This is a genomic window from Salegentibacter sp. Hel_I_6 (genome assembly GCF_000745315.1).
Classification (GTDB): domain Bacteria; phylum Bacteroidota; class Bacteroidia; order Flavobacteriales; family Flavobacteriaceae; genus Salegentibacter.
On the sequence record NZ_JQNQ01000001.1, the window covers coordinates 3,551,582 to 3,564,953 of the forward strand.

Here is a 13,372-nt window from a genome sequence, read left to right on the forward strand (position 1 = left end):
AGGTGTATTTAATCTCGATTATCGAGTAAAACAAATAAAAGATAGAATTTGAAAGCTATTAAAAAAGAAGATCTAAAGACTATAAGTTTAATTAATAATAAAGGGAGTGAGCTCCAGGTACTCAATTATGGAGCTGCTGTACTTAGTCTAAAGATCATAGATAAGAATGGAGATAAGCTTAATGTGGTGGTAAGTCCAAGGGCAGAGGAATTTATTACTTCTGCGTACAAAGATCATAATAAGTGTTTTGGTGCTTCAGTGGGAAGATATGCCGGTAGAATTTCTAAGGGCGAATTTAAACTTGATGAGGTTACCTATAAATTATTTGAAAAAGATAATGTGCATCTTCACGGTGGAGATTATGGCTTTCAGTATAAAATTTGGGAAATCGAAGAAGAAAACGATGCGCCCAATCCTTCCGTAAAACTAAGTTATTTCAGCAAAGACGGGGAAGAATCTTATCCCGGAAATTTGGAGGTAGAAGTGAAATATACACTTTCTGAAGATGATGAGTTGCTTATAGAATATTCAGCAAAAACAGATAAGAAAACAGTAATTAATCTTACGAATCATACCTATTTTAATCTGAATGGTAGCGGTAGTATAAGTGATCAATTTTTAAAGATCGAGGCAGAGAAAATTCTGGAAGTTGACAAGAATTTATTGCCTACCGGAAATTTGACCAAGTTGAAGAAACATCCAAAGAATTTTGGCGAAAGTAAATTAATAGGAAACCGTCCCCTGGATGATACCTTTGTTTTAAAAGCTGAAAAAGATGAAGTAGCGGCAAGACTTTTTGCGCCTTTAACAGGGATTAAGATGGAAGTAAAGACCAATCAAAAAGCTTTAGTAGCCTATGCACCTGAAAATTTACCCGATGATTTAAATTACCGTACTGAAATTGCGGAAGCCTATCCTTCAATATGTTTGGAAGCACAAAATTTTCCAGATGCTCCTAATTTTAGAAATTTTCCTGAAGCCGTTTTAAAACCGGGAGAGCAATATTATAATCGAATTTCCTATAAATTTTCTGTAACCGGAAAATAAGAAGTTTACTCGAACTTGAAATTTAAAATGCTCTGGGCTTGCTCCAAGGGAATTTACTGACTAAGGAGAGGATAACTCCCAATTAAAATTTTATATTTAACAAAATTTTTAAATAAGCTATGGTTGGAATTTTATCATTTATAGGTTTCACGCTTTTAGTAGCTATTATTGCCTATTTAGCTACCCGTAAAACCGATGAAAATACAAGTGACGGTTATTTTCTTGGAGGTAGAAGTCTTACTGCTGGAGTTATTGCAGGCTCGGTATTACTTACCAATTTATCTACAGAACAAATTGTAGGGTTGAATGGGCAGGCGTTTAGCGAAGGAATTTTAGTAATGGCCTGGGAAACCCTGGCCGCTATAGCCATCGTGATAACTGCATTATTTTTACTACCACGATATTTAAAAGGAGGCTTAACCACAGTACCTCAATTCTTGGAAAAGCGATTTGACAGAGGAACTAAAACCCTGGTTTCGGCACTTTTCCTGTCTGGCTATATGATTATTTTTCTACCAATAGTTTTATATTCAGGAGCTCTGGCGATTAGTACAATGTTTGACATTCCTGAAATGTTAGGGGTGAGTTCAAATACAGCTTTATGGCTTACGGTATGGGGTATTGGGATCATAGGATCTATTTATGCGATTTTTGGAGGCTTAAAAGCGGTAGCAGTATCAGATACCATTAATGCGGTTGGTTTGCTTATTGGTGGTTTGTTGATCCCGATTTTTGGGCTTATGGCCATTGGAGACGGAGGCGTTATAAACGGATTGGATACTTTAGTAAATTCAAATCCAGAAAAATTTAATTCTATTGGTGGGCCTGATGCTTCAGTTCCTTTTTCAACAATATTTACGGGGATGATGCTGGTGCAATTATTTTACTGGGGTACCAACCAGGCCATTATTCAAAGAGCCCTGGCCGCTAAAAATCTTCGCGAAGGACAAAAAGGATTAATGCTGGCTGCATTTATAAAAATTTTGGGACCCATCATCGTGGTTCTACCGGGGATTATTGCCTGGCATATGTTTCAGGGAGATTTAGAAAATGCAGATCAGGCTTATCCTGCCTTGGTAAACGCTGTGCTTCCGCCGGTATTAACGGGATTCTTTGCTGCGGTACTTTTTGGTGCTATTTTAAGTTCTTTTAATTCGGCTTTGAATAGTTCGGTTACGCTATTCGGAATTGATATTTATAAGCAATATTTTAATGCCGAAGCGAGTGAAGCCAAAGTGGTAAAACAAGGAAAACGCTTCGGAATATTTTTAGCTATTGGCGCAATGCTTATCGCTCCATTTATTGCCAATGCACCACAGGGACTATTCGGTTATTTACAGGAGGTTAATGGAAGTTACAGTATACCTATTCTAACTATAGTAATTGTGGGGTATCTAACTAAACGTATTCCTGCTATTGCCGCTAAAGTCGCTATTTTTAGCGGCGTAGGGTTCTATTTAATTTACCTGGGTCTAAAGTATTTTGTAGTTGGAGAAGATGCCTTACCGCATTATCTACACGTAATGGCTATTCTATTTGCATTAAATGTGATAATCATGTTCGCAATAGGAAAATGGAAGCCAAGAATACAGCCATTCATTTTAGATTACACTAAACAGGTAGATATTCAGCCCTGGAAACTGGTTAAACCTGTTGGTCTTGGAATTGCAGTGCTGGTGATCTTTATTTACGCCTATTTTGCGCAATAGATTTGCCGACTATATCCCTATAGTGTTACCCTTAATTATATAGAATACCATAGGTTTGAATTTTACCATTCCTTTTGGCATTTTACTTTTGATTAAATTTAAGCAGAAATTTAGCTATACATGATGTCTGAACCCATTAATGATTATTACGCTGATAACGATAAAATGTATGTCGCTACCGATTGTATAATTTTTGGTTTTGATGAAGGAAAACTTAAGTTATTAATCTTTAAAAGAAGAGTAGAGCCTCTAAAAGGCACCTGGTCTTTAATTGGGAGTTTTGTTAAGTTAGATGAAGATGTAGACCACGCGGCAAAACGTGTGCTCAAAGAGATTACCGGTCTTGAGAACGTTTTTATGGAAGAGCTTAAATGCTATGGAGTGGCTGAAAGAGATCCCGGGTATCGCTCAATTTCAGTTGGTCAATACGCGCTTATCAGGTTAGATGAATATGATAAAAAACTGGTAAACAAACACGGCGCGCACTGGTATGAAATAGAAAAACTACCAGACCTGGTGCTGGACCATAACCAGATGGTAAAAGATGCCCTTGAACGCTTAAAACGAAAGGCGAGGTATAAGCCTATAGGATTTGAATTATTGCCCGAAAAATTTACCATTCCTCAACTGCAGCAGCTTTATGAAGCTATTTATCAAAAGGAGCTGGATGCAAGGAATTTTAGAAAAAAAGTACTCTCCCTAAATGTCCTTTTCAAGTTGGACGAAAAAGATAAAACTACTTCACGCCGGGGAGCATTTCTCTACAAATTTGATCATAAAAACTACAAAGAACTTCTTCAGTCTGGTTATAATTTTGAGATTGCTTAATCCATTTTTTACTTGGGTTTTAATGTTAAGAAAAAATTAAAAAATCTTGAATAAAATGTTTGTTTTCTGAAGAATAATTGTATAATTTACGTTTATAGTATTTCAGGTTATAACTTAGGCATTCTGTACTAGTTTGAGTTTTAATTCTGAATGTTCTATAAAATATTGAAAATTTTTATTGCCAGTTTTTAAGCAATCCCGAAGAGATTTTATGCTCTCATTGTTTAATTTGAATTTCGTGATTTATTTTAATTACGAAAATTTTATCTAAATCGTTTTGCTTTTTTATCATTTAAATCAACCAACTTAAAAAACCAATTATAATGAGTAAGAAATTTTCCAGACGTGATGCACTTAAGGGTATCGCAATAGGCTCAGGAATTTTGAGCATTAGTGGCGTTGCATCTTCTTTTGCGGCTATAAATTATATAGATAACAATACCCTACCCAAAAGTCAGAAAAATAATATAAAGCATTCGGTTTGTCGTTGGTGTTTTCAGGACGTTCCTTTAGAAGAATTCGCAAAAACATGTGCAAATATGGGAATTCAGGCTATAGATCTTTTAAGACCTTCAGAGTGGGAAACCGTTGAAAAATATGGATTGGTATGCTCTATGGCTACTGATGATTTCGCCAATATTGAAAACGGATTTAATGAGCCTAAAAATCATAAAAATCTTCAAGGTAAATATAAAGGTCTAATTGACAAAGCTTCAGAACATAAAATTAAAAATGTGATTGTTTTCTCTGGCAATCGCCGCGGAATGGATGAAAAAACCGGAATTAAAAACTGTTCCAAAGGCTTAAAACCTTTACTGAAATATGCGAAAAAGAAGAACATAAACCTCGTTATGGAATTGCTTAACAGTAAAGTTAATCATCCTGATTATATGGCAGATCATACAGAATGGGGCGTAGCTTTGGCTGAAGAAATGGGAGCCGACAATTTTAAATTACTGTATGATATCTACCATATGCAAGTAATGGAAGGCGATATTATTGCAACGATAAAAAAACACCATAAGCATATTAACCATTACCATACTGCTGGGGTTCCAGGGAGAAATGAGATTGATAATTCCCAGGAGCTTTTCTATCCTGCAATTATGAAAGCTATTTTAGATACCGGTTTTGATGGTTATGTAGCCCAGGAGTTTATTCCTAATAATGCTGATGGTATTGCTTCACTGAGGAAAGCTATTGAAATTTGTGACGTTTAAAATTTATTTATGAAGAGAAAGTATTGTTTAAGCCTGCTTATTGGCTTAATGAGTGTCTTGGGATTTTCACAGGAAAAAAAGGATGTTTATGTAGATGATGAGGGCTTAATGCGCTGGGGTCATAACGATGATGAAGTAAAAGGCTTCGGAGTAAATTATTCGGTGCCCTTTGCACACGCCTATAGAAGTGCTCAAAAGTTAAATGTAGACCTAAAGGAAGTTATAGATAAAGATGTTTATCATTTCTCCCGACTTGGATTTGATCTCTACCGAATTCACGTTTGGGATACCGAAATCAGCGATGAAGAAGGAAATTTATTGGAAAACGAACACCTGGAATTGTTCGATTATTTGCTGAAAAAGCTAAAGGAACGCGATATAAATTTTGTGATTACTCCTATTGCATTCTGGGGCAACGGCTGGCCAGAACCAGATGAAGATACTCCCGGATTTTCAAATAAATATGGAAAAGCGGGAAGCCTAACCGAGCCGGGGGCGATTAAAGCCCAAGAAAATTACCTGGCTCAGTTTTTGAATCACGTGAATCCGCATACTGGAGTGGCTTATAAGGATGAGCCAAATTTAATTGCTTTTGAAATTAGCAACGAACCGCACCATAAAGGAGAACCTGAGGAAGTACAGAAATTCATTGAGAGAATGGTAAAGTCAATGAAAAGTACGGGTACCAAAAAACCAATTTTCTATAATGTAAGCCATAGTATTCATCTTGCCGAATCTTATTTTGATGCAGGAATAGACGGTGGGACTTTTCAATGGTATCCCACCGGACTTGGTTTTCAAAAGGAATTGGAAGGCAATCTTTTACCAAATGTGAACGATTACAATATTCCTTTTAATAATGTGATTGAAGAAAATAACGCGGCAAAACTGGTTTACGAATTTGATGCTGCCGATGTAATGAAATCTTATATCTACCCGGCAATGGCGAGAAGTTTTCGGGAAGCGGGCATCCAAATCGGTACTCATTTTGCTTATGAACCCAGCTTTTTGGCGCACGGCAATACTGAATATAATACACATTATATGAACCTGGCTTATACTCCAAAAAAGGCATTGGCATTAAAAATTGCAGGGGAGATTTTTCACCAGGTTCCTGTAAATAGTGATTTTGGTATTTATCCAGAAAACCTGGAATTTCAGGATTTTGCGATTGATTATGAAAAAGATCTCGCGGTATTGAATTCTGAAGAAAAATTTATTTATACCAATACAAATGAAATTCAGCCAAAATCTTTAGAAACCCTCAAGCAAGTTGCCGGTTTTGGAAATTCTGAAATTGTAAAATATGAAGGTAAAGGTGCTTATTTTTTGGATAAATTAGACGACGGTGTTTGGAGATTGGAAGTGATGCCAGATGCTGTTTTGGTAGATAATCCTTTTGGAAGCAACAGCCTTGAAAAAACCGTTGCGGTAATCAATTGGCAGGAATGGGAAATGACTTTAGATCTTGCCGGTTTAGCCGATAATTTTAGCCTGGAAGCTTTAAATGAAGGAAATGAGTTTATTCCGGAAATTGAAAGAAAATCCTTTAAAATTCGCCCGGGAACTTATCTTTTAAAAAATGAGAATGTTGAATTTGATAAAAATTCAGACTTAGATTTAAGATTTGAACTGGAAGAATTCACTGCGCCCGAGACCACCGTGGAAAGAACCTATGTATTGCACGAAGCGGTAAAGGAAGTTGCTGAAAATTCTTCAGCAGAAATTAAAGCAGAGATCATTTCAGATAAGAAAATAGAGAAAGTAGAAGCCTGGTTGCAAAACGGAAACTCTTATGAAAGCCTGGAGCTTCACAATAACGAAACATATAATTATTCCGCTGAAATTCCGAAAAAAATGCTCAAAATCGGCTTTTTGGAATATAGAATCATAGTTACTACTGAAGATGGAAAGGAAACCTTTCCGGGAGAAGTTTCCGGAAGTCCCGAAGATTGGGATTTTTATTCCGAAGAACAATTTTCAACGCGCGTGGTTAACGAAAACAAGTCGCTTTATGTTTTTAATGCTGCGGAAGACGAAAATTATATAGTAGGGGAGTGGAGCCCGCAAAATAACCTGGTACCTACCAACAAGCCCGGAGAAGCAGAATACCAGGTAAAAGTGCAAAAACTCTTTGAAGAAGATGTTGAAAACCCCGAAGCAACTGCTATCTATGATTATTCGTTTCGATATAATTTTAGTAGAAAAATTGAGGGACGCAAAGCAGAATTGGATTCAAAAGATAAAATCATCATAAAAGCCAGAGCGCTAAGGGAAAGTACAGCTAAACTTCAGCTTGCTTTTGTTATGAAAAACGGTGCGGCTTTTGGAACTCTAATCGATTTAGATTCAGAAATCGAAACGTATGAAATTGAGGTTTCCTCCTTAAAACCGGTAAAAACGGTAAGTCTGCCAAGACCTTATCCTTCATTTTTACCCTATTATTTTGAGCATTCTTACGAGGGTAATTTTGAGTTAGAAAATGCAGAAGCCCTGCAATTCTCAATCGGAGCGGGAATTGAAGATACAGAACTGGAAAATCCGCACGGCGTGGGGATTATTTCGGTGAGTTTGGAATAATAAAATTATAAATAATATTAAACCTCATAGGTTTCTAAAACCTGTGAGGTTTTTTATGCCGTAATATGTCGCTCCACTGGAGCTCTGCAATCTCAAATTTCTATTTTCTACAAATATTTCGCTCCTACGGAGCTTTCATAAAACAGAATTTTTATCGGTTTGGAAGTAGTAATTATTTTTATCCTGCAAGGTTTCTAAAGCCTTGTGGGTTTTATCATTGTGAATCTTTAAAATGTAAAAACACAGGATCAAAATCTTAATGAGCCTCAAAGAGGCGGTATACTTATAGAAACAGCAGAATTTTAAAACTAGAGCTCCAGGGGAGCGACATTTCTAAAAACAAAATGCCTTTTGAAAATTTCAAAAGGCATTTTTTATCTAATCTAAACAAGAGACTATCCGCATTTGGAAGAGCCGCAATCCTGACAGGTAAGGCAGCCTTCCTGATAGATAAGATTAGATGAATTACAATTGGTACATTTTTGTTTCTTGGCAACGGTACCATCGGCGATAAAGCGTTTTAGCGCCCTTGCAACTCCGTTTTTCCAGGTGTTTATAGATTCACTGTCTAACTGCAAACTGCTTATTAAATCTACTACCTTTTCAATTGGCATGCCGTGTCTAAGCGTTGTTGAGATCAATTTCGCATAGTTCCAATATTCCGGGTTGAATTTATGCGATAAGCCTTCTATGGTTGTCTTATAACCTCGTTTGTTTTCATATTGGAAATCGTAACGAGAAGTTCCATCTTCATTTCTGGCTTTAATAATAGTACCTTCAGTCACCCAACGCGGAAGCAAAATTCCTTCTTCATCATCGGCAAAACCGGTAAAGATCTCGTATGGTCTATCGTCAATTAAGCCAATAAAAGCGATCCATTTGTCCTTATTATTCTGGAAACGAACCACATCTGCGGTTAAACTTTGCGGGCGAGTAGTTGGGAATGGTGTATTGTTTTCTTCTTCAGCTTCCTCTTTTTTCTCATCGTTAGAAATTAGAACTCCAGAACGAGAACCATCACGATAAACGGTAACTCCTTTACAACCCGCCTGCCAGGCTTCTAAATAAAGCTGACCAACCAATTCTTCGGTAGCATCGTTTGGTAAATTAATGGTCACACTAATAGAGTGATCTACCCATTTTTGTACCGCTCCCTGCATTCTTACTTTACTCAACCAGTCAACATCGTTAGAAGTTGCTTTATAATAAGGAGAAGCTTTTACAAGCTTGTCCAGTTCGGCTTGTGTATAATCATCGGTTATTTCGTGGCCGTTAACCTTCATCCATTCTTTGAAACGGTGGTGGAAAACCACGTATTCTTCCCAGGAATCGCCAACTTCATCTACAAAATCTACACGGGAATCCTTATCATTAGGATTTACTTTTCTTCTTCGCTTGTAAACAGGCATAAATACCGGCTCAATTCCAGAACTGGTTTGCGTCATTAAACTGGTAGTTCCTGTGGGGGCAATAGTAAGTAAAGCAATATTACGACGGCCGTATTCAAGCATATCGTAATACAATTTCTCATCGGCCTCTTTAAGTCGAAGGATAAATGGATTTTCTTTTTCTCTTTCTGAATCAAATATTCCGAAAGCACCTCTTTCTTTTGCTGCATAGACTGAAGCTCTGTAAGCTTCTAAGGCAATAGTTTTATGAATCTTTACTGAAAAATCTACACCTTCATTACTTCCGTATTTAATACCAAGAGCAGCAAGCATATCACCTTCAGCGGTGATACCAATTCCGGTTCTTCTACCTTCTCTTGCTTTGGTCTGGATGTTTTTCCAAAGATTGTACTCTACACCTTTAATCTCTGAACCTTCAGGATCTGCTTCAATTTTAGCAAGAATTGCATCAATTTTCTCTAATTCAAGATCAATGATATCGTCCATAATGCGCTGTGCAGCGGCAATATGTTTTTTGAAAAGTTCAAAATTGAAAGAAGCTTCTTTAGTAAACGGATTTTCTACATAAGAAAATAAGTTTATAGCTAACAGCCTACAAGAATCGTAAGGGCAAAGCGGAATCTCGCCACATGGGTTGGTAGAAACCGTTTTGTAGCCAAGATCTGCATAACAATCGGGCACCGATTCGTTAATTACAGTATCCCAGAAAAGAATTCCCGGCTCAGCCGATTTCCAGGCGTTATGTACTATTTTTTTCCAAAGCGTATTAGCTTCAATTTCTTTGGTTTTCTTTGGGTTTTCGCTAAATATTGGATATTTCTGAACGTAATTCCGGTCTTCTTTAACCGAACGCATAAATTCGTCATCAATTCTCACAGAAACATTGGCGCCGGTTACTTTTCCCTGCTCCATTTTTGCATCTATAAAGTCTTCAGAATCTGGGTGATTAATAGAAACTGAAAGCATAAGCGCTCCACGACGTCCATCTTGCGCAACTTCACGAGTGGAGTTGGAGTAACGCTCCATAAAAGGAACAATACCGGTAGAGGTAAGGGCCGAGTTTTTTACCGGGGAGCCTTTTGGCCTAATGTGTGAAAGGTCGTGACCAACACCGCCACGTCTTTTCATTAGTTGTACCTGTTCCTGGTCTATTTTCATAATCCCTCCATAAGAATCTGAATCGCCATCGTTACCAATAACAAAACAGTTAGAAAGAGAAGCAATTTGGTATGGATTACCAATACCTGCCATTGGGCTACCTTGAGGAACAATATATTTGAAGTCTTTGATGAGATCAAAAACTTCATTCTCACTCATTGGGTTGGGGTAGCGTTGCTCTACACGGGCAATTTCTTTTGCAATTCTACGATGCATATCGTTTGGCGTAAGCTCATAAATATTCCCCTGGGAATCTTTAAGCGCATACTTATTTACCCACACCCGTGCGGCTAAATCATCTCCTTTAAAATACTCCAGCGAAGCTTTAAAAGCCTCATCCTGGCTATACGTTTTAGGAGCGGCGGTAGTAGTGTTCACACCCATATTAATTTTAGATTTTGAATTAGTAATTATTTCAAGCGGAATGTAAATATAGACAAAGATGTAGAAGAATATAAAATCTTGTTAAAAAAAGTTATCAAACAAAAATTGTTAATAAGCTAATAATCAATTAAATAAGAATTTATCAACAGTCGAAAGTTGACATTTTTTTGAAAAAAGATAAATTAAGCTTGTGTAGGAGTAATGTACTGGATGTGAAGCGAATTAAATGATTGGTTGGGTAATTATGAGAAAATAAAAGAAATAGAAGCGGCGATAAAAAATAAAAAATTGATTTGGCCGGAAATAAAAGAGGCTGGTTGAATTAACAACCAGCCAGTCTTTGAATTAACACCTATGAAAATTCAAAATAAAACCTATTTCGTGATGGAATATATTGAATATCCATTCGCCGGAGCTTCAATTGTTACCATTCCGTTTTCATCGGAGGTAGGGGTGTATGTTGTGTTACCACTATAATCTAACAGGGTAACGTTATTCCAATTAGTTTGAACGTTTCTACGTTTAGTAGTACTGCCGGTGCTAATATATAGAATTAATCCGGGGTTTTCAGCATTCCCTTCTCTTTTCATTACATATTCGTCATTATCTACATGAAGTACTTCTACATCACCAAGTGCCAGACTGTTATGAATTTCGATTAACTGCTTAATTTCTTCGTTAAAAGCTTCATTTTCGTAATCTGAATAGAAAATTGTGGGATATCCGTCGTGTGTTAAAATATAGGCGTAAGCCTTCATTTTATTTTCTGTAGCGATGCGATTGTCTTCATTTTCGTCTTTTTCGGTATCATGATTAGCTACAAAGGTCACCGCTTTATCAGGATAAACCTTTCGAAGCATACCACCGTCTAAATAATTTAAGTCATCAAAACGATCAAAAGCTTCTTCCATTTTATAGAAAGCAGCAAAATCAAAGGCTGAAACTCCTGTGGCATCTACCCAGTCTACTAAAACATCTGGATTACCATCAAAATTTTCACCTACTGCGAATCCGCCGACTTCGTCCATCCATTCTTCAATTACCCAGGTTCCAAAACCTTTTACGTAATCAAATCGCCAACCGTCGAAGCCCATTACATTTTTATAATATTTTGCTACAGAATTCTCTTTTTTCCAAAGCCAATCCTGTACATAGGGAACATCGTGATCTACATCCTGTTCAGAAAAGAAAAGGTCGCCTTCATCGCTTTCACTTATATCGTTAGGGTGAAAATGCTCGTAATTTCTATTAAACATCCCTGAAGCGTTTCCGTTTTCTTCGTTGAATAGAGTGTAAGTGTTTTTATCACGATAAGGGTTGTATTCTAAACCTCCGCCAGAATTATGATTTAGAATGATATCTGCAATCACTTCAAGGCCCAGATCATGGGATTTTGCAATAAGATTTTCCAGTTCTTCGCGGGTTCCAAAACGGGTAGGTATGGTCCCGTGCTGGTCATACTCTCCAAAGTCAAAATAATCTGATGGATCGTAACCCATAGAAAATCCACCGGACTGGCCTTTGGTACCTGCTGGAAGCCATATTCTATCTACTCCTGCATCTGCCCAACCTTCAACTTTATCTGAAAGGTTATTCCACCATTCAAAGCGAGGTTCTACATCCCAATAAAACGTTTGCATCATTACTTTTTGACCGCTGGAATATTGAGAAAGGTCTAGTGCTTCTGGTTCGTTTGGAGTTTCTTCCGGCTCTTCGCCGCCGGTTATATCATCGGTTGCATCAACAACCTGGTCATCGTCTTTAGAACATCCTGATATGGTTAGCAGGATACTAAAGAGAAAAGGAAATAAAATTTTAGTTTTTTTCATATGAATTAGAATTAAAAAGGGCTGCACGCGGCAGCCCTTAAAATTAATTTAGTCTTTTACTCTTCACCTTGAGGGATAAAAGTATAACGACCATCCAGTGTATTAAACCAAACATCATAAGTCCCTGCAATAACTGGAATATTTGGTCCGGCTACTGTAGTTTCTCCGCTTACTGGAGTTGTTCCACCCCAGTCAAGATCCCAGGCATCATCAGCTCTAAACTTTGCTTCACCATCAGTTAATTCAATTCCCTGGATATACCAAATGTGTGGATTAAATTCTGATTGGGTCATATCGGTGTCAGCATCCCATCCATTAGGAGTTGAATCTCCAATAATTCCAATATTTGTTTGAACATCAGCTGCACTTTCATCTATAGCTTCCCAGGTATAGGTCATTTCATCAACATTTACCATTAAAGAATAGTAGGCATCATCATCTACTGGGAAAGCATTAGGATCTTCACCTAAGATATCACTATTAGTAAGTTCACCATTAGATAACCCCCATTGTGGTTGCCATTCAGTAGTTTGTAAAAATTTGAAACCTTCTATTTCTGCACCTCCGGCAAATCGACCCTGGAAATAATAGATGTTTTCGTTTTCACCATCTCTAAACAAAGGTGTATTGTTGTTAGCAGGATTCCAACCGGCTTCGGTAGCATCTCCTACAAGATAAAGCTCCATTTTAGGTGCTTCACCTTCTTCTTCAGCTTCAGGAAGTTCTACATTAATAGCTACAGGTTCAGAGAATTCTTCTAAAGCGTTTCCTTCACCATCACCGGCAAAAGCACGAACTTTAAAATAAACGGTTCCTGTATTTGGCGCTTCGGTTTCAGGATCATTGTCTAAACCTGCATCTGCAGCAAGTTCTCTCATTTGACCTATAGTTACCCCAAGATTGTTACTCCCTGTACTTCCTATTACCATAAAATCTCCGAAAGATTCATCTGCCGATCCCTGAAGCTCATAAGTAATTGTGGTAGGCGCATCAAAGTTTACGTCATTCCAAACAAATCTTTCAGCAAGGTTACCTATATTACCTGATGGCAATATATAGGAACTTTGGAAGCTGTTGCTAAACTGAATTCCTTCCGGGTCTGGTTGTGCAACGAATACTATATCGTCGTCTTGTGTACACGCATTAAAACTTAATAGCGCGATAAATGCTAAAAATAAAATTGAAAGTTTTTTCATTTTAATTCTTTT

8 protein-coding genes are annotated in these 13,372 nt (G+C 37.3%); 5 read left to right on the forward strand and 3 right to left on the reverse strand.

Annotated features, from left to right (window positions below):
- The first annotated feature begins 48 nt into the window (after window positions 1–48).
- The 5 genes from FG27_RS15740 (at window position 49) to FG27_RS15760 (ending at window position 7,384) form a co-directional block, all read left to right on the forward strand.
- A complete protein-coding gene (locus FG27_RS15740; protein WP_051935891.1) occupies window positions 49–1,047 on the forward strand; it encodes an aldose epimerase family protein in 999 nt (332 codons plus the stop codon).
- 119 nt (window positions 1,048–1,166) lie between these two features.
- Window positions 1,167–2,756, forward strand: coding sequence for a solute:sodium symporter family transporter (locus tag FG27_RS15745; protein ID WP_037320793.1), 1,590 nt, complete (start codon window positions 1,167–1,169; stop codon window positions 2,754–2,756).
- Between the two features lie 123 nt (window positions 2,757–2,879).
- A complete protein-coding gene (locus FG27_RS15750) occupies window positions 2,880–3,584 on the forward strand; it encodes an NUDIX domain-containing protein (RefSeq protein ID WP_037320795.1) in 705 nt (234 codons plus the stop codon).
- Window positions 3,585–3,907: 323 nt separating this feature from the next.
- Entirely contained in the window at window positions 3,908–4,804 is an 897-nt protein-coding gene (locus tag FG27_RS15755) for a hydroxypyruvate isomerase family protein (protein WP_037320797.1), read from the forward strand.
- A 9-nt stretch (window positions 4,805–4,813) separates the two neighbouring features.
- Complete coding sequence (locus FG27_RS15760) at window positions 4,814–7,384, forward strand: hypothetical protein (RefSeq protein ID WP_037320798.1); 2,571 nt, start codon at window positions 4,814–4,816, stop codon at window positions 7,382–7,384.
- A gap of 395 nt (window positions 7,385–7,779) precedes the next feature.
- Here FG27_RS15760 and FG27_RS15765 read toward each other — a convergent pair whose 3' ends face one another.
- From FG27_RS15765 to FG27_RS15775, 3 genes are all read right to left on the reverse strand, one after another.
- Window positions 7,780–10,335, reverse strand: coding sequence for an adenosylcobalamin-dependent ribonucleoside-diphosphate reductase (locus tag FG27_RS15765; RefSeq protein WP_037320799.1), 2,556 nt, complete (start codon window positions 10,333–10,335; stop codon window positions 7,780–7,782).
- Window positions 10,336–10,709: 374 nt separating this feature from the next.
- Window positions 10,710–12,164, reverse strand: coding sequence for an alpha-amylase (locus FG27_RS15770; RefSeq protein ID WP_037320800.1), 1,455 nt, complete (start codon window positions 12,162–12,164; stop codon window positions 10,710–10,712).
- Between the two features lie 56 nt (window positions 12,165–12,220).
- Window positions 12,221–13,360 (reverse strand): SusF/SusE family outer membrane protein, encoded by a 1,140-nt coding sequence (locus tag FG27_RS15775; protein ID WP_037320801.1) that lies wholly within the window; start codon window positions 13,358–13,360, stop codon window positions 12,221–12,223.
- Window positions 13,361–13,372 lie beyond the last annotated feature (12 nt).

Bases quoted from the DNA above. Each gene is read 5' to 3' on its own strand.
- FG27_RS15775 (WP_037320801.1), bottom strand. From the start codon at position 13,360: ATGAAAAAACTTTCAATTTTATTTTTAGCATTTATCGCGCTATTAAGT.
- FG27_RS15750 (WP_037320795.1), top strand. From the start codon at position 2,880: ATGTCTGAACCCATTAATGATTATTACGCTGATAACGATAAAATGTAT.
- FG27_RS15755 (WP_037320797.1), top strand. From the start codon at position 3,908: ATGAGTAAGAAATTTTCCAGACGTGATGCACTTAAGGGTATCGCAATA.
- FG27_RS15765 (WP_037320799.1), bottom strand. From the start codon at position 10,335: ATGGGTGTGAACACTACTACCGCCGCTCCTAAAACGTATAGCCAGGAT.
- FG27_RS15745 (WP_037320793.1), top strand. From the start codon at position 1,167: ATGGTTGGAATTTTATCATTTATAGGTTTCACGCTTTTAGTAGCTATT.
- FG27_RS15760 (WP_037320798.1), top strand. From the start codon at position 4,814: ATGAAGAGAAAGTATTGTTTAAGCCTGCTTATTGGCTTAATGAGTGTC.
- FG27_RS15770 (WP_037320800.1), bottom strand. From the start codon at position 12,164: ATGAAAAAAACTAAAATTTTATTTCCTTTTCTCTTTAGTATCCTGCTA.